Source organism: Acinetobacter chengduensis (assembly GCF_003664645.1).
In the GTDB taxonomy this organism is placed as follows: domain Bacteria; phylum Pseudomonadota; class Gammaproteobacteria; order Pseudomonadales; family Moraxellaceae; genus Acinetobacter; species Acinetobacter chengduensis.
This window is the reverse complement of sequence record NZ_RCHC01000011.1, coordinates 88,159-111,750: the sequence shown is the minus strand read 5'-3', so window position 1 is coordinate 111,750 and position 23,592 is coordinate 88,159. Positions and strand designations below refer to the sequence as shown.

24 protein-coding genes are annotated in these 23,592 nt (G+C 42.2%); 9 read left to right on the top strand and 15 right to left on the bottom strand.

Annotation, left to right across the window (positions count from 1 at the left end; genetic code table 11):
- Positions 1-48: 48 nt before the first annotated feature.
- The gene (locus D9K81_RS11275) at positions 49-363 is read left to right on the top strand and encodes a rhodanese-like domain-containing protein (RefSeq protein WP_120375852.1); all 315 of its coding nucleotides are present in this window, start codon (positions 49-51) and stop codon (positions 361-363) included.
- Positions 364-431: 68 nt separating this feature from the next.
- Here D9K81_RS11275 and mnmC read toward each other — a convergent pair whose 3' ends face one another.
- The 4 genes from mnmC to D9K81_RS11255 form a co-directional block, all read right to left on the bottom strand.
- Positions 432-2,333 carry an FAD-dependent 5-carboxymethylaminomethyl-2-thiouridine(34) oxidoreductase MnmC gene (gene mnmC / locus D9K81_RS11270; protein WP_407923635.1) on the bottom strand — a complete coding sequence of 634 codons (1,902 nt, stop codon included), beginning with the start codon at positions 2,331-2,333 and terminating at the stop codon, positions 432-434.
- 78 nt (positions 2,334-2,411) lie between these two features.
- Positions 2,412-2,915, bottom strand: coding sequence for a hypothetical protein (locus tag D9K81_RS11265; protein WP_120375854.1), 504 nt, complete (start codon positions 2,913-2,915; stop codon positions 2,412-2,414).
- A 4-nt stretch (positions 2,916-2,919) separates the two neighbouring features.
- The gene (locus tag D9K81_RS11260) at positions 2,920-3,222 is read right to left on the bottom strand and encodes a YciI family protein (protein WP_120375855.1); all 303 of its coding nucleotides are present in this window, start codon (positions 3,220-3,222) and stop codon (positions 2,920-2,922) included.
- A 29-nt stretch (positions 3,223-3,251) separates the two neighbouring features.
- Positions 3,252-3,863: a septation protein IspZ gene (locus D9K81_RS11255; protein ID WP_106984572.1), complete on the bottom strand. Its 612-nt coding sequence runs from the start codon at positions 3,861-3,863 to the stop codon at positions 3,252-3,254.
- 46 nt (positions 3,864-3,909) lie between these two features.
- On the opposite strand from D9K81_RS11255, the gene D9K81_RS11250 reads away from it, so the two are divergent.
- A complete protein-coding gene (locus tag D9K81_RS11250) occupies positions 3,910-4,761 on the top strand; it encodes a PHP domain-containing protein (protein WP_120375856.1) in 852 nt (283 codons plus the stop codon).
- A 97-nt stretch (positions 4,762-4,858) separates the two neighbouring features.
- Here D9K81_RS11250 and D9K81_RS11245 read toward each other — a convergent pair whose 3' ends face one another.
- Together D9K81_RS11245 and radC are read right to left on the bottom strand one after the other, a co-directional pair.
- A complete protein-coding gene (locus tag D9K81_RS11245) occupies positions 4,859-5,770 on the bottom strand; it encodes a bestrophin family protein (protein ID WP_120375857.1) in 912 nt (303 codons plus the stop codon).
- Between the two features lie 77 nt (positions 5,771-5,847).
- On the bottom strand, positions 5,848-6,537 hold the full coding sequence (gene radC / locus D9K81_RS11240; protein WP_120375858.1) for a RadC family protein: 690 nt from the start codon (positions 6,535-6,537) through the stop codon (positions 5,848-5,850).
- Positions 6,538-6,649: 112 nt separating this feature from the next.
- Here radC and coaBC point away from each other — a divergent pair, with 112 nt between their 5' ends.
- Positions 6,650-7,924 (top strand): bifunctional phosphopantothenoylcysteine decarboxylase/phosphopantothenate--cysteine ligase CoaBC, encoded by a 1,275-nt coding sequence (coaBC, locus tag D9K81_RS11235; protein ID WP_120375859.1) that lies wholly within the window; start codon positions 6,650-6,652, stop codon positions 7,922-7,924.
- 112 nt (positions 7,925-8,036) lie between these two features.
- Here the strand turns inward: coaBC and dusA are convergent, their stop codons facing one another.
- Positions 8,037-9,053, bottom strand: coding sequence for a tRNA dihydrouridine(20/20a) synthase DusA (dusA, locus tag D9K81_RS11230; protein ID WP_121523285.1), 1,017 nt, complete (start codon positions 9,051-9,053; stop codon positions 8,037-8,039).
- A 309-nt stretch (positions 9,054-9,362) separates the two neighbouring features.
- Between dusA and D9K81_RS11225 the strand changes: the two genes are divergently transcribed.
- Complete coding sequence (locus tag D9K81_RS11225) at positions 9,363-10,007, top strand: HEPN domain-containing protein (RefSeq protein ID WP_120375399.1); 645 nt, start codon at positions 9,363-9,365, stop codon at positions 10,005-10,007.
- A gap of 77 nt (positions 10,008-10,084) precedes the next feature.
- Here D9K81_RS11225 and D9K81_RS11220 read toward each other — a convergent pair whose 3' ends face one another.
- Both D9K81_RS11220 and D9K81_RS11215 read right to left on the bottom strand, forming a co-directional pair.
- On the bottom strand, positions 10,085-11,278 hold the full coding sequence (locus D9K81_RS11220) for an MFS transporter (RefSeq protein ID WP_120375398.1): 1,194 nt from the start codon (positions 11,276-11,278) through the stop codon (positions 10,085-10,087).
- Positions 11,279-11,296: 18 nt separating this feature from the next.
- The gene (locus tag D9K81_RS11215) at positions 11,297-11,722 is read right to left on the bottom strand and encodes a RidA family protein (protein ID WP_120375397.1); all 426 of its coding nucleotides are present in this window, start codon (positions 11,720-11,722) and stop codon (positions 11,297-11,299) included.
- A gap of 69 nt (positions 11,723-11,791) precedes the next feature.
- Between D9K81_RS11215 and soxR the strand changes: the two genes are divergently transcribed.
- Positions 11,792-12,298 (top strand): redox-sensitive transcriptional activator SoxR, encoded by a 507-nt coding sequence (soxR, locus tag D9K81_RS11210; protein WP_120375396.1) that lies wholly within the window; start codon positions 11,792-11,794, stop codon positions 12,296-12,298.
- 32 nt (positions 12,299-12,330) lie between these two features.
- Here soxR and D9K81_RS11205 read toward each other — a convergent pair whose 3' ends face one another.
- Complete coding sequence (locus D9K81_RS11205; RefSeq protein ID WP_120375395.1) at positions 12,331-13,248, bottom strand: DMT family transporter; 918 nt, start codon at positions 13,246-13,248, stop codon at positions 12,331-12,333.
- Positions 13,249-14,134: 886 nt separating this feature from the next.
- Here D9K81_RS11205 and D9K81_RS11200 point away from each other — a divergent pair.
- The 4 genes from D9K81_RS11200 to D9K81_RS11185 all read left to right on the top strand — a co-directional run bounded on the left by D9K81_RS11200 (position 14,135) and on the right by D9K81_RS11185 (position 17,587).
- Positions 14,135-15,262 (top strand): Re/Si-specific NAD(P)(+) transhydrogenase subunit alpha, encoded by a 1,128-nt coding sequence (locus D9K81_RS11200; protein ID WP_120375394.1) that lies wholly within the window; start codon positions 14,135-14,137, stop codon positions 15,260-15,262.
- Between the two features lie 11 nt (positions 15,263-15,273).
- Positions 15,274-15,594 carry a proton-translocating transhydrogenase family protein gene (locus tag D9K81_RS11195; protein WP_120375393.1) on the top strand — a complete coding sequence of 107 codons (321 nt, stop codon included), beginning with the start codon at positions 15,274-15,276 and terminating at the stop codon, positions 15,592-15,594.
- A 3-nt stretch (positions 15,595-15,597) separates the two neighbouring features.
- Complete coding sequence (locus D9K81_RS11190) at positions 15,598-17,052, top strand: NAD(P)(+) transhydrogenase (Re/Si-specific) subunit beta (protein WP_120375392.1); 1,455 nt, start codon at positions 15,598-15,600, stop codon at positions 17,050-17,052.
- Between the two features lie 283 nt (positions 17,053-17,335).
- Complete coding sequence (locus D9K81_RS11185; protein ID WP_120375391.1) at positions 17,336-17,587, top strand: hypothetical protein; 252 nt, start codon at positions 17,336-17,338, stop codon at positions 17,585-17,587.
- A gap of 54 nt (positions 17,588-17,641) precedes the next feature.
- Here D9K81_RS11185 and rsfS read toward each other — a convergent pair whose 3' ends face one another.
- The 5 genes from rsfS to D9K81_RS11160 form a co-directional block, all read right to left on the bottom strand.
- Positions 17,642-18,040 carry a ribosome silencing factor gene (gene rsfS, locus D9K81_RS11180; RefSeq protein WP_120375390.1) on the bottom strand — a complete coding sequence of 133 codons (399 nt, stop codon included), beginning with the start codon at positions 18,038-18,040 and terminating at the stop codon, positions 17,642-17,644.
- A gap of 82 nt (positions 18,041-18,122) precedes the next feature.
- Positions 18,123-18,911: a hydroxypyruvate isomerase family protein gene (locus D9K81_RS11175; RefSeq protein WP_120375389.1), complete on the bottom strand. Its 789-nt coding sequence runs from the start codon at positions 18,909-18,911 to the stop codon at positions 18,123-18,125.
- 46 nt (positions 18,912-18,957) lie between these two features.
- Positions 18,958-19,827 carry an NAD(P)-dependent oxidoreductase gene (locus tag D9K81_RS11170; RefSeq protein ID WP_120375388.1) on the bottom strand — a complete coding sequence of 290 codons (870 nt, stop codon included), beginning with the start codon at positions 19,825-19,827 and terminating at the stop codon, positions 18,958-18,960.
- Positions 19,828-19,861: 34 nt separating this feature from the next.
- Positions 19,862-20,650, bottom strand: a complete 789-nt coding sequence (locus tag D9K81_RS11165) for a crotonase/enoyl-CoA hydratase family protein (protein ID WP_120375387.1) — start codon at positions 20,648-20,650, stop codon at positions 19,862-19,864.
- An 80-nt stretch (positions 20,651-20,730) separates the two neighbouring features.
- Positions 20,731-23,544 carry a GacS-like sensor histidine kinase gene (locus tag D9K81_RS11160; protein WP_120375386.1) on the bottom strand — a complete coding sequence of 938 codons (2,814 nt, stop codon included), beginning with the start codon at positions 23,542-23,544 and terminating at the stop codon, positions 20,731-20,733.
- Between the last annotated feature and the right edge of the window lie 48 nt (positions 23,545-23,592).

Sequence of the window (23,592 nt, the reverse complement as noted above, 5' to 3'; positions counted from 1 at the left end):
GATGTTTTCTTCATTTGCCAAGTGTTGTTTACATCAAAGGAGTGCGCAATGATCCGTAAACAAGAAATTACAACATTTGAGTTCCCAGAAAATGCGATTATCTGGGATGTCCGTGACGCTAGTGCATTTACTGAAGCACACCTAAAAGGTGCTGTGAATCAGCCAATCACTGATTTGTCTGCAGATAGTTTGACTCAGGTGTCAACGGATCAGCCCATCTACATTTTATGTGGTGGTGGTAGTAAAGCACCTCGTGCAGCTGAACTCTTAGAGGGTTTAGACAGTGACCGTGAATATGTTGTGTTAATGGGAGGCACACGTGCCGCTCGAGCAGCAGGTTTACCATTGATTGAAGGCGCTTAAATTCGCCTTAGAAAAAAGCGCCGAAGGGCGCTTTTTTTATATCTCGGTATTGGAGCTATTCATCCAGCCTAAACAGGCTTATTTGAGAGATCTGGCTTAAAATACGCTTTCTTGGCTTTAACTTTCTTTTTAAAACGTTGTACATTCAGCTTTTGTAATAACGCTGTTGGAATAGGGCAAGGTTCAGACAATAACTGTGCTACCAGAACTTCACTACATAGTGGGGCATATAAGAAACCTTTAGAGCCCAGTCCAGCAAATGTATAAACTTCTGATTCAGCTTTGACTTGCCCAAGTACAGGGAAATAATCCAAACTTTGAGCACGAACAGAGGCGCGTCCTTGCCAAGTTTCTACAGCAGGAAGCTGTTTGGCATAGTCTGGAAATACGCTGTGGATAAGCTCATAGTTATGCACATGATCTTCTAACAGGACTTCACAATCTTCACGATTTGGATAAAACGATGCACCCAGAATAAATTGTGTGGCATCGAGTTGCATACAATAACCGCCGTAGCTGTACGCATGCTGTGTACTCAACGCAGATTTTGGTTGAGTGAGCCAGCTGACTTGACCTCGTATTGGCTTAAGCTGCGGATAGTTGTCAATCAGTTGCATGCTTTGACGAGCGGCACAGACCACCACATGATCAAACTGTCCTACAGACTGTGTATCACTAAATAATTCAACAGCTGAATTCAGGTTTTGAATTTGCGTAATCTGTGCTTGCTGAAATTGAATCAGAGGCGATGCTAGGATTTGATCACGAAGTTGATGCGGTGAAACAGCACCTGCTTCATTTAAGCACAGACTGGCAAACTCACTGTGCAACTGTTGATCTTGTGGAAGATCTTGAGCCTGTTGATCTGCAGTGATAACCCCATTGGGATATTGCGGAATTAATCCTAATAATTCTTCGGGCTTTTTGAGCGCGATTTGATGGATCTGTAACGCTCGAAAAGCCTTAAATTTTGGATAATGTCGCATGGCATGTTGCCATGTTAGCGTCATTAAATGTTCTGCACTTTGTTCAATTGGACAAAGCTTAGGATTTAGAAGCGCCAGCGGATTACCAGAACCACCTGCTAAGGGCTCAGTTTGATCGAAGAGCTTAACGATATGGCCACGCTGTGCGAGTGCCCAAGCACAGCTTAATCCTGCAATTCCAGCGCCTATAATCGCAATATGACGTTGTTTATGATGCTGTGACTGTGTGAGCGGTTGTGTTGGTGGCTCAGCACGAATAAGTAGGTCATCTGTAGAGGCAAGGTCTTTATCTTCCTCTAACCAAATGGCTTTGAGCATTTCACGTTTATGGCGAAATCCGCGTGGGCGACTAATACGAATACCGTGTTGTTTGAGGCCACGCTTTAATATGCCTGCCACACTAAATGACGAGAAGCTTGTGCCATAGCCTGAAAGTCGAACAATATGGCTTAAAACATGCTCTTCCCACATATCTGGGTTGCAGGCTGGAGCAAAGCCATCTAAAAACCACGCATGAATTTGACTGGTTTTTGCCATGACAGGAAAAACGTCATGGGCATCGCCTAACCACAAATCTAGGGTAAAGCGTTCATCTGGAAAAGACAGTCGATGACAGCCTGCGATGGGCAAAGGATACTGCTCAAGCAACTGTTCGGAGAGGGGTTGCAATTCTGGCCAAGCATTCAAAGCGCGAATTAAGTCTGGCTTAGACAATGGAAATTTTTCGACAGAAACTACATGTAAGCGACTATGGTTTTGTGGGCGAACTTGTTGCCATAATTGCCACAAGGCCAAAATGTTTAAGCCCGTACCAAAACCTGTTTCACCCACATGAAAAGACTCGAAGTCTTGCAGTTGTGCCAAACGCTCAGGGAGATCATTACCCTTTAAAAACACATGCCGTGTTTCGAGCAGGCCATTATCTCGGGAGAAATAGGCATCGCCAAATTGTTTAGAAATTGGAACATCAATTCCATCGATCATACGCCAATCAAGATCAGCCGTTTGAATTGCTTGAGACAAAGCAGAAGAGCCTTTTACAGATACAGATAAAAACTTAAATTACCACTGACGGCGACGTTTAGTATGAATATAGCTCGCCATTAAGAAACCAAGCAGTACGCCTACTGCAATGGTCACAGCACCGTATAAAAACATTTGTGCACTACGTTCACTTTGTAAAACTTGCACTTGCACACCCAAGCTATCATTTTTCAATTGTAGCTCTTGGTTTTGTGCCAACGCATCTAAATTGGCTTTTTCAAGTTGCTGTAAGCGTGAGTGTTGATCTTTCACCAGTGCTTTAATTTTCGCGTCTTGCAAAACTTTATTTTTAATCTGTTGCTCAGCGGTGAGCGGGGTATTTTCTGCGCTTGTCATGGCATTGGGCTGTGAAGCCACACGCATGGTTGCAGGTTTATTGGCAGGCAATGTTTGAGGAACAGCAGCGGGAGTTACCGCTACTGCCGTTGTAACTGGCTCAGTGGGCGCAGAGACAGGCTCTACTGCCCAAGTGACAGAACTCAAAAGACAGTAACCTAATATGCAGGTAAAAACGGCACGCATGAACTTATCCTTTAGGGAAGGCTTTATTGAACGGTTTAACGTCAATATGACTATATACGCCTTCCTTTAGGAATGGTTCATCTTGGAGCCATGCATCGAGAGCTTCACGTGTTTCAAAATCGACAATAATCGTACTACCATAAAAGCCCACTTGCGGATTGCTTGGATCTTTCGGCATTGCACCTGCAACAATTAAACGGCCTTCAGCATCTAACTGTTCTAAACGCGCAAGATGTTGTGGGCGAACCGCTAGGCGTTTTTCGACTGTACCTTCACGATCTGTACAGCTAACGACAAATAATGGCATGTGATTTCTCGATTTTTAAACTAGAAGTATTATTCAGAAGTCTTAAAGTATTTACGCAATACAATAAACTGAATAATGATAAAGGAAAACATCACGATCATGTCGCCAAATGCAGTGAATTCGCCCCAATATTTTCCGCCCATAAATAAATAAGCAAAGAAAATATGTAAGCAAGACATCACCACAAACATACAAGCCCATGCAAAGTTCAGTTTTTTCCATCCTGATGCGCTCAGTTCGAGTACAGGCCCAAACAAACGTTCGATGAGTGGTTTACGATCTTTACTAAACCAAGGCGAAAGCAAGAACGCACCTGCGAAGACTAAATTCAACAACACAGCTTTGAGACGGATATAAAAATCGTCACTCAATACCAAGGTAATTCCACCAAAAATAACGGTCATAAACAAAACAATCCATTGTTGTTTGTCTAAGCGGAATTTTTGAATAAAAAATAATGCGCCGTAAACCACAAGCATCGAAAGCATTAAACCTGTAGTTGCAACTAAAATATTATTATTATCAATGCCTCCAGCTGAGCCGAAGAGTTGTAATAATGGATGCTGAGTATCTTTTGGATCTACAGTTTTATATAAATAAAAGAAAATAATGAGTGGCACAAAGTCTAAAAGTGCTTTCATGTTAGAGTATCTGGTATCTGATCAAATAAATGACATAGTATAAGTGATGCTAGGCGTAGATTTACATACACACAGTAATATTTCTGATGGAACTTTGTCTCCAGAGCAACTGGTGCAAGCAGCGCACGAAATTGGCATTCATACCCTAGCGCTGACAGATCACGATACCATGGATGGCTTAAATGTAGCTGAAAAAGCCGCGCATTCATTTGGCATGCGCCTCATTTCTGGGGTGGAAATTTCAAGTCAATGGTCACGGCCAGCAACTAAAAAAAGCTATGGTGTACATGTGGTTGCATTAAATATGCAAAATCCTGCGCCTTTACTTGAACTACTCGAACAACAAAAGCAAATACGTGCGGTAAGGGCAAAGCAAATTTGCGATTTACTCATTCCTTTAATTGGTGAAGACATTTATGCAGATGTCATTGCTAAAGTAGACAATGTCGCTGACCGCGTTACACGAACTCACATTGCCAAAACCTTAGTAGAAAAAGCTTATGTCAGCCGTGCGCAACAGGCATTTGATAAATATATTAAAGAAGGCAAAAAAGCCTACGTTAAATTTGATGGTTTAGGCTTGGAAGAAACCATTCAAGTGATACATGCCAGCGGCGGTTTTGCTGTGCTGGCGCATCCAACCCGTTATGATTTATCTGCAACCAATATCCGCTACTTAATCGAAATCTTTGCCAAATTTGGTGGTGATGCTGTAGAGCTTCCACCGTCTATAGAACCATTAGGCACAAGGCAAATGGTCGATCGTATGATTGCTGAATTTGGTTTAAAGGTTTCAGTCGGCAGTGACTATCATGGGGCCAATATGCCGTGGATTAAATTGGGCAATATTCCACGGGTCAATGAAGGGCAAATAGGTGTGTGGGAAAGTTTTGTTTAATTGTTTCCCTCATCTCCATGCGGAATATATTCCTCATCCACGAGGGAAAAGGGGTTTCCTCGTCTTGTAGGAGATGATCAGGGAAGAATGGAGTCAATCAAAGCAAATTATTATCTTGTGCTTGAATAGGTGGAGGCGTTGGTTTACCCAAAGTGCCAAGTAGTTCAATTTCAATGGTACGCACCATTGAGTCCAACGGTAAATCGTTACTTTGCGTGCCAAAAGGTTCTTCAATTTCAGAGCTAAGAGCATCTAAACCTAAAAACGTATAAGCCAAAATACCCACCAATAACGGTGTGACCAGTCCTAAGGTTGAGCCCAAGCTAAACGGCAACATAAAGCAAAAGAAATAGACTGTGCGGTTGAGCAATACCGAATATGCAAAAGGCAAGGGGGTAGTTGCAATGCGATCACAGCCGGTTTGTACGGTGCTTAGCTCCATCACATGCGCGTTCATTTGTGCATAAATAATGTCGGAAATTTCGCCTTCTTTTAAGGCTTGCATGAGTTCCCATTGCATGAGGCTTAAGGTGTATTGAGGCGCATTGACTTGTTGATACAGTTGCTTGAGAGCTTGGGCACTCATACCACTGGTCTCAATAAGCTCTGTAGGATTTGCCGTGTCGTGACGCAGACGATCTCTGAGCACATTGGCAAATACAATCACATGCTGAATGATACGCTCACGGCGACCTTGGCTTAACATACGACAGTCGCGATCAAAATGCCGTGCATTGGCAATCAAAATGCCCCATAAACGCCGTGCTTCCCACCAGCGGTCATAGCAGGCAGAGTTTTTAAAGCCCAGAAAAATCGATAGGACGACACCAATTAAGGTAAAGCCCACCAAGGGTAATGCTGGAAAGTGAAAAATATTAAAATATGACAGTCCACCAATCACGGTTGAGAGCAACATAACCACGCCTAAAGGCGGTAAAACCTTAGGTAAAATGGTTCCTCGCCATGAGAACAACAGCTTAAATACGCTGGTTTGATCACGAACAATCATATTATTAGAATCTTCACAAATTTGCTCTGATCTTCATCTCTGCCCACAGCTTTGTCAATATATCAAAATGGTCGTTTTTAATGATTGATGAGCCCGTGTTCAGCAAACGAATAATTTCCTTCCTGCGCGATGATGCAGTGATCAATCAGCTGGATTTCAAGGAGCTGACAAGCCTGATGAATCTGCGTAGTGAGTGCTCGATCTGCTTCAGAGGGAATTGCCATGCCAAAGGGATGATTGTGTGCGATAACGATTGCGCTTGCATGCTCTGAAATGGCATAGCGTAGTAGTTGATTGATCGAAATTTCGCAGGAATTGATAGCGCCAAAAAATAATTTTTTAAAGTTTATTTTTCTTAAATGCGCATCTAAACAGAGCACTGCAAATACTTCCTGAGTTTCGGACAAAAACTCAAAGCGCAAAAAATCGATCAGCTGGGTGGAATGCTGTAAAGCCAATGCGCTTTGACTCATTTGCTGGCTAATATAGCGTTTGCCTAGCTCTTTTACTGCCATGAGCTGTGCATATTTGCTGGCACCAATGCCATGAAATTGGCTCAGATCACTCAAAGATGCATTTAAAATAGGACTTAGACCATCAAAATGTTGAATTAACAGCCTCGCCAATTCTACGGCTGAATGTTGCTGTGAACCCGAGCGTAAAAATATTGCCAGCAGTTCAGCATCGGATAAGCTTTGAGCACCTTGTTGGAGTAAGCGTTCACGAGGCCGTTCTTGACTCGGCCAATGTTTAATTGAGAAATTCATTGTTGTTATACTTTTTTATTATCAGTTGTTGTAGTTTTTCCAAGTGCAATCTTGGGTCTGTCCATATTTAATGCTATTGTGAGCGCCACTGCAACAGATAGGAAGCCTGTTTGTGAGCTTCGACTTGAGTGTAATTCCAAATAAAAACATTGTTTTGGCTGTTACGGGTGGGATCGCTGCCTATAAAAGTGCGATTTTAGTACGTCGTTTAAAAGATGCTGGATTTAATGTACGTGTGGTGATGACCGCTGGCGCACAAGCGTTTATTACGCCACTCACTTTTCAAGCGCTTTCTGGCAACCCAGTTCATACCACTTTGCTTGACCCAGAAGCGGAAGCAGGCATGGGACATATTGAGCTAGCGCGTTGGGCAGATTTATTACTGGTTGCTCCAGCAAGCTGTGATAGCTTGGCAAAATTTGCGAGCGGGTTGGCAGATGACTTGCTGTCGACACTCTATTTGGCAACAAAAGCACCTGTTTGGGTTGCACCTGCAATGAATCAACAAATGTGGGCAGCCAAAGCAACGCAGCGTAACTTAAATACTCTCATTGAAGATGGCGTACATGTAATTATGCCTGATGCGGGTTCACAAGCATGTGGCGATGTGGGTTTAGGGCGTATGCCTGAGCCTGAAGATATTGCAATTCAAGTGACAGAATATTTCCACCGCGCACAACGTGCGATTGCCGAAAAATTTGGTTTATTGGCTGGCAAGCGCGTTACCATTACAGCTGGGCCAACCCGTGAAGCGATAGACCCTGTACGTTATATTTCGAACCACAGCACTGGAAAAATGGGCTTTGCTTTGGCTGCAGCATGTTATGCTGCTGGCGCGCAAGTCACTTTGTTAGCAGGCCCCGTAAGCCTTGATACACCAAATGGTGTGCGCCGTGTTAATGTTCAATCGGCAAGACAAATGCTGGATCACAGCATGCAACAACTGGATCAAGGTTGTGACATCTTTATTGCCACTGCGGCTGTGGCTGATTATCGCGTGGCAGAAGTGGCTGAGCATAAAATTAAAAAAGCTGGTGATGAGCTGAATGTATCTTTGGTGAAAAATCCAGATATTGTGGCGACTATTGCCCAGCAAGATAAGCGTCCATTTATGGTGGGCTTTGCTGCCGAAACGCGTAATGTTGAAGAATACGCTGCGGGTAAATTGGTTGCTAAGAAGTTGGATATGATTGCCTGCAACGATGTGTCACGCCCAGACATTGGTTTTGCGTCTGATGAAAATGCCATGATTGTATTTTTTGCATCTCAATATCAGATGGAAAAACGTGATTTAGAAAAAGCGTCTAAGCAAGAAATCGCGCAGCAGTTGGTGGAAGCGATTCATGATGCGTTACATCATGAACCTGAGCAGGAAGACTTGCTTTAACGTGTAGCTACATTGCTCAGTTAAGGATGGTTGTTTGACCGTCTTCATATTAAAAAAGCCTTCAACAATGAGGGCTTTTTTAATACTGCTGAGAGCATACTTTAAAGGCGATTTAAGCCTGATGCTCACGGACATACTCTTCAGTACGTTTCATGGCATCTTGAATATTAAAGAGGGCTGTTTCAACATCTTTCAGTGTTTTGGCATTACCACCACTTAATGCCTGACGCCATTTACGTGCGCCAGGTAAATTTTGGAATAGGCCTAAAATATGACGGGTAATAATTGAGAGCGGTGCACCTTCAGCCATGCGCTGTGAAATATAAGGCATCATACTGTGCATGATCTCAAAGCGATCTGGGGCGTCAAGATTCCATAATTGGCCCATTTCTGCCAAAAGGTAGGGATTATGATAGGCCTCACGTCCAATCATCACACCATCGACATGTTTCAAATGTTCTTCGGTTTCAGCAAAAGTTTTGACGCCGCCATTAATTTCAATCAATAGATTCGGACGTTCTTGTTTTAAACGGTAGACATCTTCATAACGTAACGGTGGCACATCTCGGTTTTCTTTAGGAGATAAACCCTTCAACAAGGCAATACGCGCATGCACAATAAAGTTATTACATCCCGTTTTTGCTACGGTATCGACAAAGTGAAGCATTTCTTCATAAGACTGCATGTCGTCTATACCAATACGGTGTTTGACTGTAACTGGAATATCTACAGCATTTTGCATTTCGGCAATACACTCAGCCACTAAATCAGGCTCCGCCATCAGGCATGCACCAATTTTATTGTTTTGTACGCGGTCACTTGGGCAACCCACATTCAGATTAACTTCGTTATATCCCCAGTCTTGAGCCATTTTAGTACAGATCGCCAAATCTTTGGGATTTGAGCCACCAAGCTGAAGCACAATCGGATGTTCTTCTTGGTTAAAGTCTAAATGACGATTTGCACCGCCAAATAAAATCGCACCTGTAGTCACCATCTCTGTATATAAAATCACGTTCGGGTTAAACAAACGCGCAAAGAATCGGTAGTCTTTGGTGGTCCAATCCATCATCGGGGCAACGCTGATTCTAGGTTTGAGTTTATTTTCAATAGATAATAATGCTGTCATGAAAAAATCAGGCCTTGGCAAACAAAGATGGAAAGTAGGAGAGAAGTTAAAGTGCAATAATTAGCTATGCTATGTGCAGTTGAAACAAGGTTTCAAAATTGGGCGCTATCTTAGCATAATTTTAACTAGGCTTTGTATCGTTTGAAATTTAAGCAAGAATACTCAGCATTGCATTGCACAGGCCGATAGCTCCAAGGAATGAGCACAAAATATAGAACTGACTGGCTCAGTCATGTTGATTGAGTTCTGTACATAAATTGTTTAATTTGCAAAAGAAGAATAATAAACAATTTATAGGGGGGAGATTTGATGATGATGTTAGAAGAAATTTTTAAGGACAAAAAAGCGGAAAATAGCGACCAATTTAATTTAAGGATACATCGTGGACTGAGTTGGCTGAAAAAAGCCAAACAACTCGACCAAGAGCTGGACTTACAATTCATTGCTCTTTGGGTATCGTTCAATGCTATTTATGCACAAGATTTGCTGATAAGTCAGGACAAACAAAGTTTAAGACAGTTTTTGCATTTAATTTGTCAAAAAGACCAAGAAGATAAGATCTATAATATTTTATGGGAAAAATACAGTCAGCCCATCCGTTTACTCCTTGATAATCAATATATCTACCAAGGTTTTTGGGACTATCAGAATCAAAAAATTAGCTTAGACGCGTGTAAAACAGGTTTATTAGAGGAAAAACAAAAAGTATTACATGCCTTAGGGCAAAAAGACTCTGTGGATATTTTAATGGTACTGTTTAACCGCTTATATACCTTACGTAATCAAATCGTACATGGTGGCGCCACTTATAATAGTTCTGTAAATCGTCCACAATTAAAAGATGCTTGCCGTATTTTAGATGCGTTATTGCCCGTGTTTATTTTGGTGTTGTTGGAAAATGCGCCCAGTCTAGATTTGGGAAAACCGTTTTATCCAGTGGTGCAAGTGAGTTAATACACTCCAACAGTTATAGGCCTAAATAACCAAAGCAGACGCTAAAAAAGCATGCTTTGGTTTGATTGAAATTGAACTTAGTTCGCCTTGAGGCGTTTGTTTTGCCAAATTTGATCCAACAATGCCATAAGCGATGCACCGCAGACCAAAATAAATCCTGTTAGGCAGGCTGCAGGCCAGCCACCATGGTGCCATGCATACACGCCCAAAGCGGAGCCAGCTGCACCCCCAATAAAGTACGAAGTCATATAAATCGAGTTGATGCGTGAACGGGCATTGGGGTTAAGTTTAAAAATTACATTTTGGTTGCAACTATGCACCATGGCTAAACCGAGGTTAATGATCGCATAGCCTAAAGCATAGCTGATAAGAGATTGACCACCCAAATAGAGCAGTCCCCAGCTGAATGCCAAAATACAGCAACCCGCCCAAGTCAGTACTAAATTATGGCCTCGATCTGCCCACTTCCCAATCCATTGAGTTGACAGTGCACCAAATACCCCAACCAAGGTTAATATGCCGACCCAGACATCAGGAAGTGAAAAGGGCGGTGCTGTCAGTAACATGGCAATGGTTGAAAATAAAATACTCATTGATGCAAACGCACAGCCACCAATTAAGGCGCGGAACACTAAACGACGCTCTTGACGGAGTAGCTGTGCCATAGATGCAAAAATTTGCGTATAACCTAAGGTACTGGTATTGACCACAGGTAATTGGCGTTTGAGTAGCACCGCGAGAATCAGCATGAGCACAGCACTGACGATATAGATGACATTCCAATGCCATAAATTAGATAACAGCCCTGCCATACTGGTCGAAAGTAAAATACCCACCAATAAGCCACTCATCAAAAAGCCGACCGTTTGTCCTACTTTTTCAGGGCGTACAGCAAGTGTAACTAATGGAATAAGCACTTGTGCGGCCACAGAAAATAAACCTGTAATGATCGTACCAATCCAAAGCATAGTTAAATTATTTGAAAGCGCACAAATACTCAGACCAATAGCTGCGCCAAACATTAAAAGCGGAATAAATTTGCTTTTATTGACAATATCCCCCAAAGGAACAATAAACAGTAAACCCAAAGCATAGGACACTTGGGCAAAAGTTACCGTGAGGGCTACTTGCGACTGAGGGACTTGAAAGCTCTGTTGAATGGAAGCAATTAAAGGCTGACAATAATAATTCGCACCTGCACAGAGACCACATGCAATTGCCATAAGCCAAAGTAAGGTTTTATTTTGGCTAATATCAATATTCGGGTTCATAGGTTTCCTTACTTTTATTTATGCGCAATAAGCCGTGGCTTCAATTTCTATTTGCATGTCGGGGAGTGCCAAACAGGGGACGGGAATCAGTGTACAGGCTGGCAATGCATGTTCTTGCCATAGCGCTTTTAAGTGCTGAATAATCAATTGATGTGTGTGTTGATCATATTGGCACACTAAGATCCGTAACATAGCAATATCGTACAGCGTTGCATCTGCTGCCTGTAAAGCCAATTGTACATTCTTCATCACTTGAGTGAGTTGTGATGCAAAGTCAGCTGACAATGTTTGGTCATGTTGTTCGCCCCCTTGGCCAGCAATATGCACAATTCGACTTAGCTGATGCACATGAATTTGTGCAACGTGGCTATATGCAAACGGAGTAGGATTATACAGCGTATTTGGGTTCATCAGATGAATGATAGAGCACGGATTTTTTTGCATTATCAATTCCTTGAAAGTTAAAGTCTTGCTAGTATCAAAGCTCAAGTTAACTTGAGGTCAAGCGCAAATATGCAAGAATCTATACAACAATGGCTCAGTATTGGTCAGCTTGCCGAACGTAGTGGTGTGAGTGTGCCAACGGTACGTTTTTATGAAGAAAAAAATCTGATTTGGAGTACCAGAACCATAGGTAATCAACGGCGTTATCAACGTGCGATGCTCCGCCGTATTGCGATTATTAAAATTGCCCAGCAAGTGGGTATTAGTCTACAGCAAGTGTATGAAGCTTTTGAGGTTTTACCAAAGCATCAAGTAGCATCTAAAGCAGATTGGCAGAAGATGTCACAACAATGGCAACAGCAATTAGATGCCCAGATTACGTATTTATTACAATTACGCCAGCAACTGGGCTCATGTATTGGTTGTGGCTGTTTGTCCTTGCAACAATGTCCCTTACGTAATCCAGATGACCAACTGTCTCAGCAGTCCGCAGGCGCACATTTTCAGCAGGTATTAATGCATTTAGATCATTTTACAGCTTCTATAGCTGATGATGAGCCCATGAATATAGCTTGAATGATTACCCAGTGATGGCTGGAAAATTGATATTATTTTTTGGATAAACTGATCATCAGTACACCCACAATATTTAACAAACAGCCCAGCCATTGGATTGTATTGAGATGTTCATCTAAAAAAGCCACTGCCAGTAAAATTGTTAAAATTGGGCCAATGGATGCAATCATGGCGGAGTGGCCAGGGCCGAGTCGTACAATACTTTGCATCATCAGCACAGTGGGCAGTACTGTCACAAATAGTCCAATCGCAATGCCATAACCCCATACAGCCATAGGGAGGTTTTGAATCAGTTGAATAGGTGCGGGCACAGACAAAAAATAATGCGTGAGCGTGCCTAGGCAAGCGATGCTTAAAGCCAAAGCATTAAAATGCCATGAGCCAAACTTGCTAATCATTTTGGGGGTGAGTAGTAAATACGATGCAAAGGCTACGGCACTGGCAAAAACAAAACTTGCACCAATCCAGAAATTACCATCATGCGGTGAATTAGACTGTTCTTGTAACATTACTAGCACAGTCCCGCCGTAACTTAACAAGATGGCAAGGTAAGTTTTGATACTGAGTTTTTGCTTATAAATAACACTGGATGCCAAGACCGTAAGCGTTGGATATAAAAACAAAATAATACGTTCTAGCGAAGCACTGATATACATCAGGCCCATAAAATCTAACCAGCTTGAAAAATAGTAGCCTAGTAAGCCTGCAAGAATCAGCAGCCCCCAATCACGGCCAGTGATATGCGCATAAGAGCGACGGGTGAACCACAACATAAGGAGAAAAAAAGGCAAAGCACTGCCCATACGTAGAGCCATTAACACGGTGGCATCTACTAAAGGGGATAGAGCATAGGCTTGCTTAATAAATATGGCTTTGGTGCTAAATAAGAAGGCCGCACAAATCGCACAAAGCGCTCCTATTTGGCGAGGAGATAGACTGAGCTTAGGCATAGGGTTGCAATGGCCGAGAGTAGAGAATATGAGGCTAGTATAAGAAGCCAGCCTAGAAAAATTAAATGCAAAAAATGAATGGGCGCCATACCTAAATGGAATGTTTAATTTGAAATTAGCATAGTTGTGGTACAAAAAATCTGAGTGGATGAATCGCGTGAAGTTTCAAATTTAATGCGATAGCCCTAAAAATAAGAGATTGAGCATTGAAATACATAGAGTTTTTAATAATGCACAAATATAGTGCATAAAAGACTCGGATTGAGTAGATTGGTTTGGGTTCATCATGGTGCAAAATGTCGTAGAAATTATTTTTTTAGCAAAAATTGATAGGTATAGACTTAAGGCGAATGCCATAAAAGGTACAATTTAAGGATAAACTGTGCTGATCAGGCTAATTCCGTAATAGAACTTAAGCTGAGTTGCATTGACTCAAGTCTTTAAAATACTAGTTAATTTATTCCAGTTTAAAAATTATAAAATTTGTCATTAGGGTCAACTGCTGTTTTTGAAACTTTTAAATGGGTTGCTATATAAGGTACTTAAAGGCTTTGAGGAGTTAAAATATAAAAATCAACGAGGCTTTTTTTTGTCATTTAGACCAATAAGCAATAAGTTTAGATTTAAATCGGCTTAATAAAACTTAAAAACAGCAATTTTTCGTATAAATAATATTCATACCATTAAAAATAAAAATGAATAACTACTTTATCGCATCATATTTTTTATGAATCATCAGTTCAAAATATGGGTATTTATTAACTAAATATTGGGTGGTAATTTAAAAAAGTTCCATTAGAATCCAAAAATTCAACAAAAGAACATCCTGAGGGGAAGCATCGTTTTTACGATGTTTACTTAAGAAAAATTAGCTTGAGGAACGCTCATGCAGATCGGAATTCCAGCCGAAACTGTCGTCGGTGAACATCGCGTCGCTGCGACGCCAGAGACAGTAAAGAAGTTGATCAGCGCTGGTCATAATGTCGTTATTGAACGTGGAGCAGGTGTAAACGCTGCTTACATCGATAGTGCCTATGAACAGGTTGGTGCCAAAATTACAGATGATGCCTATACTGGCAGTCAAATTATTTTGAAAGTACGTGCGCCGAAGGGTGACGAAATTCAAAAGCTTGCGCCAAATACCGCAGTCATTGCAATGTTTGACCCATACCGTAATTCGGAGTTGGACCAATTTGCTACCCAGCAAGTGTCTGCATTTGCGTTGGAACTATTGCCACGTACTTTATCTCGTGCGCAAAACATGGACGTGCTTTCATCTCAAGCCAACTTGTCAGGTTATAAATCTGTATTGTTAGCTGCTGCTGAATATCAACGTATGTTCCCAATGCTGATGACAGCTGCAGGTACAGTTAAACCTGCACGTGTAGTGATTATGGGTGTGGGTGTTGCGGGCTTGCAAGCGATTGCAACAGCAAAACGCTTAGGTGCAGTTGTAGAAGCAACCGACTTACGTCCAACTGCGCGTGATCAAGTGGAATCACTGGGCGGTAAATGGTTAGACGTACCAATGTCGCCAGAAGAACAGCAAAAAGCAGCAGATGCAGCTAAAAATGGTTATGGCTGGATGCCGGGTGAAGAATACATCCGTGATCAAGCGATTATTGTCGATAAAGCGGTATCGAATGCTGACATTGTGATTACCACAGCCTTATTACCAGGCCGTGATGCACCACGTTTAATCAAAGCAGAAACTGTTGCCAAAATGAAACCAGGTTCAATCATCTTAGATATGGCGGTTGAAACTGGCGGTAACGTTGAAGGTTCTGTGTGCGGTGAAAATGTGATGACTGCTAACGGTGTAAAAATCTTAGGCATTCCAAATATTCCTTCTACAGTTTCGACTGAAGCTTCGGCACTGTATGCACGCAACGTTTTGAATTTCTTAGACACATTATTTGATGCTGAGAAAAACTTCGCAATTAACCCAGAAGAAGAAATTCAAAAAGCCCTATTGGTCACTCACAGCGGTCAAGTGCTGTTGAAGCGCGGCTAAGGAGACTTGTCATGGTTGAAACGATTACGATTTTTGTCCTCGCTATCTTCGTAGGTTACTACGTGGTTTGGGGTGTAACGCCAGCTTTACACACGCCTTTAATGGCGGTAACTAATGCGTTGTCTTCAATTATTATTGTAGGTGCAATGCTACAAACCGTGGGTATTCCGGGTGTATTAGAAGCAAGCGTACAATTCCAAAGCGTGAACGTAGTGAGCGTATTGGGTGCAATAGCAGTATTTTTGGCAAGTATTAACATTTTTGGTGGCTTCGCTGTAACAGCGCGCATGCTCGAAATGTTTAAGCCAAAACAAAAGAAAAAAGAGGGCTAATCCATGGAATTCATTAAAGAATATGCGGATTGGTTCTACCTTGTTGGTGCAGTCCTTTTTATCTTAACTTTACGTGGTCTTTCGGGTCCGAAAACTGCGATTGCGGGTAACCGCTACGGTATGATCGCTATGGCGATCGCTGTAATCACTACATTCTTTGTTGCAGATCATCCTGTTGTTTGGATGATTGGCGGTGCAATGGTGCTTGGCGCGGTCGTGGGTATTGCTCGTGCACGTACGGTACCTATGACGCAAATGCCAGAAACTGTAGCTTTAATGCACTCATTGGTGGGTTTAGCAGCAGTACTCATTGCGATTGCAGCAATTTTACATAATAACCAGTTAACTGCACTATTTGCCCAAAATGAAGCAGCTTTAACAGCAGCAGGCGTACAACATGCGCACATGAGCAGTGTTCATTTATTTGAATTGTTTGTGGGCTGTTTTGTGGGTGCGATTACCTTTACTGCATCTGTATTTGCTTACGGTAAATTGGCAGCTAAAAAGTGGGCAAAAACCATTTCAGGTGGTTGGGTCAAACCTGTGCAAGCATTGTTGTTTATTGCAATGTTGGCATGCGGTGTTTACTTCTTCACGACTGGTAACATGAATGCATTCTGGGCAATGACTGCACTTGCACTTGCATTTGGTTGGGTGTGGATTGCACCAGTGGGTGGTGGCGATATGCCAGTTGTGGTATCGCTATTGAACTCTTTCTCGGGTTGGGCTGCAGCAGGTATTGGTTTCACACTTGAAAACAACATGCTGATTGTTGCGGGTTCACTGGTAGGTTCATCTGGTGCGATTCTGTCTTACATTATGTGTAAAGCCATGAACCGTTCAATCATCAACGTTTTGTTTGGTGGTGCAATGGGTGGTGCTGCAGTTGCATCTGCAGACAAAGGTGAGCAAGTTCAACGTAACTACCGTTCAGGTTCTGCAGACGATGCTGGCTTCTTAATGTCAAATGCAGACAGCGTTGTGATTGTACCTGGTTATGGTATGGCACAAGGCCGTGCACAAAACGCAGTGAAAGAGTTGTGTGAAATCTTAAAAGAACAAGGTGTAACTGTTCGTTTTGCGATTCACCCAGTGGCGGGTCGTATGCCGGGTCACATGAACGTACTTTTAGCTGAAGCAGACGTTGCTTATGAAGACATCTTAGAGATGGATGAAATCAACTCAGACTTCCCAGCAACAGACGTTGTACTGGTGATTGGTGCGAATGACGTTGTAAACCCTGCAGCGAAAGATGATCCAACATCGCCAATTTATGGTATGCCAATTCTTGAAGCACATAAAGCACGTACGATCATGGTGATCAAACGTTCTATGGCGACAGGTTATGCAGGCCTAGACAACGACTTGTTCTATAACGACAAGACGATGATGATCTTTGGTGATGCGAAGAAAGTTGTAGAAGATATGACAAAAGCAATCAACGGCGGCGGTCACTAAGACTCAAGCCTCTGATGAGAAACCGCCTTCGGGCGGTTTTTTTATGAAAAATGAAAAAAATGGCCATGCTGTACTGCGCAAAAAATGCTACAGATTGAGAAATTATTCTCTAAAACTGGTCGTAAGGTGACAATTTTTGTAGGCAAGTGAGGGGAGTGATGTAGGCAAAGCCTGATGATTGCTGTGTTTTATATTGTTGGCATTTTTCTTGCAAAACGATCATCAATAAGCAGTTTATAACCGTAGTGAAAGGCATGTTGATTGATTTGAGCAGAGGGACGCTATGAGTACAGAACGATTAAATATTGAAAACCGCAGATCTGCAATTGCGAGTAGTTTAGAGCCTTATATCAGCAGTGCGGCTTTAGAAGATGCTTTGAGTCTTTGGGAACAACGTTACAGCGATCAACCCGTATATGCATTGAATCACTTTTTAAATGATGTTTGTGAAACAGATGATTTAAAGCATTGCCGTCGCCATATTATGCGTCAAATGTTGCGGGCTTTGACGAGTTTAGAACAGCGCGATTGGTAAATATTTCAGGCAATAAAAAAGCGGTCTATAGACCGCTTTTTTATTGATAAGATTTTATGCCACAGAATCAGGTGCTGTGCGCCATAAGCTTTCTAAATCATAGAATTTGCGTGCTGTAGGTAGCATAACATGAACAACGACAAAGCCGAGGTCAATTAAGATCCACTCTGCATCATGCTCGCCTTCAACGCCAATCGGGCGGAAGCCAGCTTTACGTGCTTCTTCAGCAACGTTGTTTGCAAGGGACTTAAGATGACGTGTTGACGTACCGCATGCAATCACGATTGCATCTGCAACGTTACTGATTGCGCTAACATCAATTTCGACGATTTCTTTCGCTTTTACATCTTCGAGAGCTTCACGTACCACTTCTAAGCAAGCTTGTACGTCTTTTTTTGAACTTAGTGAAAGTTCTTGAAAGTTTGAAGCGCCGGGCGATGGTTCTAAATTCATGGGGGTTATGGTTTCCAGACAATTATTCATTATCTAATATAGCGGTTTTGGTGTTGAATTTCAAATCAACACCGTGATCTACTCAGTTTATTGATGAGAAGTATTTGTCTTTCCACGCAAAAGAATTTTGTGACAAATTTTGTGGGCGATATTCGGCTGCACTGAATCCATTATATTCACTGCACTTGAGCCAATCAAAAAGGGTTGCATAGTCAATATTGCCTGTATCTGGTTCATGGCGACCAGGGTTGTCTGCAAATTGAATATGACCAATCGACTCAATATTTTCTTGCAAGCTTTCCGGTAAATTTTCACCCATCATGGCCATGTGATAGCAGTCAAATTGCATTTTTAAAGCAGGGTGGCGTACTGCTTCTAACATTTCTTGTGCTTGTGCAATATTTTGTATCAAGAAGCGAGGCATATCTGTCCCATTAATCATTTCAAATACAGGCTGAATACCATGATCTGTACACATGTGGCATGCCAATTTTAAATTGGTGGCTAAGGTTTTTAAGCAGGGTAATAGATCTGCATCTAAGGGTTGTTTGCCAGCGAGTATATTAATGCTAGGTACTTGTAAGGCTTTGGCATAGCGGATGGCTTTTTCTAGCCCGTGATGAAATTCAATTTCTTGGCCTGGAACTCCCGCAAGGCCATTGCCACCTGTCATTAAGTCGCCTGCAGGTGCATTAATTAAACATAGCTTTAAGTCGTATACGGTCAGTTGCGTTTGAATTTGCTCAATGCTCAACTCGTATGGAAATTGGATTTCAATATGATCGAAGCCATGCGCACGTGCCAGTGCAAAGCGTTCAAGCAATGGCACTTCAGTAAAAATCATGGACAGATTAACGGCCAATTTAATCATGGTTGGCACCCTCTGAAATTAAGCGAAAAATAATGACATGACACAGTTAATTAGATTTGACCTGTAAACATACGGTAGACAAGTCTGCTTCGGCATAGCCATTGGCTTGATGTTGTTGTAATTGATCAAGTGCTTGTGTGGCAACTGGTATATGTAATTGATATGAAGCTGCCAGCTTTACTGCATTGTTTAAGTCTTTCGATAACGTTTGCACTTTCCATTGTACGGGTTCAAAGCTTTGGCTGGCCATACGAGGTGTAAGAATTTGAAAAGGCTTGGAGTCAGCAAAACCACCTGCTAAAGCTGGTGCAAGAAGAGTGGTGTCTACACCAGCATGCTGTGCAAGCGCCACAGCTTCTGCAATGAGTGTGCTATTGGCTGCCACAATCAGTTGGTTACAAATCTTGGTGGCTTGGCCAGTGCCCGTTTCGCCCATACGAGTGATACGTTGTGATAACACATTATAAATGAGTTCTAGGCGTTGAATGCTACGAGCATCACCACCAGCAAAAATGACCAAAGTACCCAGTTCAGCACCTACGGTTCCACCAGAGACAGGGCAGTCAATCCAAGTGACGCCGTGTTGTTGTGCCTCTTGAGCAAGTTGCTGTGTACATGCTACAGACAGGCTAGAAAAATCTGCAATAATTTGTCCTTGGCTTAAGTGTGGTTGAATTAAGCTAAAGACATTCTGCACAGCATGATCATCGGCCAAACACGTTAAAATCACAGGATATTGGCGAAGTTGGCTCAAATCGAGAGCCGTTGCACCGTGTTCAATCACGGCATCACAAGCACTCGGACTACGGTTCCAAACTGCAACCTCAAAACCAGCTTGCACGAGACGAGTCGCCATACGGCTTCCCATTAGTCCCATACCCAAAAATGCAATTTTAGTTTGAAGGTCGAAGTTCATGCGTGTTCCATTAGATGATCATACTGTTTTAAGCTTAGCGGAATTGGCGCGGTAAAAATTGAACTTCAGGGTTCTTGTCTTTTTTACGTGCCAGTTTGCTATTTTTGCCGAGCAATAATTTTAACTGCCAAATTTTTTCTAAACGTAAAGATTTATTTGGTTGATGCTGCATTGCATCCAGTACACGTTTAGCTGCGGTTAAGGCATCAGGTGAGCGTCCAAGCATTTCTTCGGCTAGGGTTTGTGCATGTTGAAGAGGGGTTGCGTTCAGATGCGTCACCAAACCAATATTTTTGGCATAGTTTGCATCAAAAATACGGGCAGTGAGGGTTAATTCTTTTGCCAAATCTAAGCCAATAATACCTTTAAGTGAACGGCTTAAACCCATATCTGGAACTAAGCCCCAACGACTTTCCATGATGGACATTTGAGTATCAGGATGTGCAATACGAATATCGGCGGCAAGTGCAAGTTGCATGCCTGCACCAAAGCAATAGCCTTCAATTGCCGCAATGACAGGTACAGGCAATTCTTGCCAAATCAAAAATGCTTTTTGAAAGAGGCTTTGACCAGGACGAATTAGCTCCCATGCTGCATAGGCGGTGTTTTTGGGGTTGTTTAAATCACTTAAGTCAATGCCTGCACTAAACACCTGTGCTTCGCCCGTTAAAATGACACAACGAATAGAGCGATCTTTTTTTATACGATTAGCAGTATTCACCAGCTCCTTGAGCAGGGCGAAGCTCATGGCATTGCGCTTGTCTGGGCGATTAAGGCTAACGGTTGCTATACCGTTGTTATTTTCAAATTTGACCAAAGCCATGTTGTACACTCTTCTTGTTTCTTTGCGATGAGCATAGCATGAGCTTATCCTGCATGCATGACAGCTCAGTCACCCTAAATTTAATTATTGTGCTGACTTAAAATGTGCCGTGCTGCCAAATCAACTTGCGCAATAATGGCTTTCATTTCATCTAACCGCTTATGCACTTCTTGAATAAATGCATCATCGGCTTTACGGCGTTCTTTGCGTAAGGTAGAAACGAACTGTTCAAAACTCCCTGTTATATTTTGCAAACTTGGTGTGCCCACATAGCGGGTAGCTCCATATAAACGATGTAACACATGTTCGAGTTGCGGGAAGTCCTCAAATTCAATCAGCTGTTCAATTTCATTCACCTCTGTTTCGAAACTGTCAGTCAACATTTTAAGCAAATCGACAGCCAAGTCTTCTTTGTTGGCAGCCAACATTAAGCATTGTTGCCAATCTAAAATGTTACTGTCGAGTGAATCAATCACGCTTGCCCGTTCTACGGCAACAGGCTTTTTAAAGTTTTCTGAGGTCCAATGCGTTAAGATTTGAATAATCTGTTCCATCTGGATCGGTTTGGTTACGTAATCATCCATACCACTTTGCAGAAGTTTTTGCTTTTCATCTGAAAGCGCATGTGCTGTAAGCGCAATAATTGGCAGGCGCTTTTGCTCTTCTTTGGTCGATTCTAATGAGCGCAGGGCACGTGTGGTATCAATCCCAGACATGACGGGCATCTGAATGTCCATGAATACCAAATCAAAATCTTTGAGCCCTTGAGCATGGCGAGATTGAATAATGTCTAAGGCTTCTTGACCACTGAGTGCTTTGGTGGTGGTGACGTTAAGTTCTGATAATAAAGCTTCTAACACAATGAGGTTGGGTAGATGATCATCGACCGCCAAAATGTGTAAGCCTTGCCCATCAAAGTTGTCCATAGCGTCATGTTCAAACAATGGCTCATTACCCAACAGATGTGCCAATGCACTACGGCTCAACGGTTGATGCAATGGACGAGCACGATATTCATTCAACATGCTTGGGTCGAGGAGCATTTGATAGCCATAAATAGCCAAATTGCCATGGTAACGTGAGCGGATTTCTTTCAGCATAGCTTCTGTATCGCCACTATGATCTAAAATCAGCCATGTATTTTCAGCATGTTCAAACTGATTCAGACGGCTAAACAAATCTAAAATCGACTGTGCCTCCACATGCTGGACTGCATAATCTTCCAGATAATGGCGAAGTACATTGGCAGTGGCAGGATGAGCTAAATACGACACCACTGTTAAGTGTTCAAATTGTGGATGGATGACTTCTTCATCTTCATTCACGCTAAAGGTTGCGGTAAACCAAAAAGTTGAACCTTTTTCTGTAGGGGCGCGTTCTTGGTTGTCTTCAAAGCCAATTTGACCATGCATGAGGCTAACCAATTGCTTAGAAATTGCCAGCCCCAGACCTGTACCACCAAATTGACGCGTGACTGATGCATCGCCTTGTGAGAAAGATTCAAAGAGTTTTTTACGGTCTGTGCCACTTAAGCCAATGCCACTGTCTTGAACGCTAAAGTGAAGTAAGCATTGACCAATGTCGTCATGCTCCATGCGAACACGGACAATAATTTCACCATCAGGGGTGAATTTGATGGCATTGGAAATTAAGTTGGTCAAAATCTGCTTAAAGCGTAGCGCATCACCAATTACATGCACGGGCACGTTATCGGCATAGTAAAAAGTCATATCAATATGCTTTTGTGCCGCTAAGGGCGAAAGCATGTCCATGACATCAAAAACGGCTTCTTCTAAATCAAACGGTGCCATTTCGAGTTCGAGCTTTCCGGCATCAATTTTAGAAAAATCCAACACATCGTTAATCAGTGCCAATAAATGCGCCGAAGATTTGCGAATGGTTTGTAAATATAAATTTTGCTCATTGCTCAAATTACCTTGGCGCAGTAACAAATGAATAAAGCCATCAATACTATTTAAAGGGGTTCTAAGTTCATGTGAAATATTGGCTAAAAATACCGATTTAGACTGATTGGCATGAATCGCTTGGTCGCGCGCTTGACGGTACGTGATATTTTGTACTTCTAAAGTGTCGAGCGTACGGCGTAAATCATCTTCGGTTTGTTCTGTATGTTCGCGTAATTCTAAAAAACTAAAATGCAGACGATTCACCACATTGGCTATGTCACGCTGTAAAAGACGAAGCTCACCTGTACTGTTAATAATCATGTGCTGATCTAAGGTGTCAGCATTTAGGCGTTGTAACTGCATGCGAATTTCATACATCGGCGCAATCCAGCGACGCGAATAAAAATTAAGGCATAACAACAATAAAAGTAGTGTGAGTAAGCCTGTTGCAACCAACACCATAAGCACGCGATAGTGCGCAATTTCTAATGGTTGGTTGTCGAGCTCAATCACCAGCCAGTACGGCGTATTCATTTCATCATGAATTTGTGTGGCATACACATTACTGTGATTTAAACGAATAGGCCCAATGAACTCTGATTTTTTACTGCTTGCAAGCGCTGGCCAAGGCGCATCATCTTGGAAGCCAAAACTAATTCTATTTTTTTCTTGGCTGTCTAGAATTGCAGCACGAATCAAGTGCTTTTCACTAAACATATTTTGCATGGCATTTCGTGCTTGATCAAATTGCCATGGGTATTGTGCCAACAGATTAAGTGCACCTTCAGATGCAGGTTGAAAACGCGTCAAAATTGCAATCGCCATTTGGCGTTGTTGCGCTTTAGCGGCATTGGAAGTTTCGGTGATTACCAAGGTTGCGCCTACACAGGCCAAAATGGTAATTGGCACAAAAATTAAAGCAATCAGCTGTCCATAGGCATGATTTAAGTGTAGGCGTTTAAAAAGCTTTTTGTTGATATTTGACATGATTCAAGCAGTTTATTCCTTATGCACTGCATATTAGCACGCTTTATT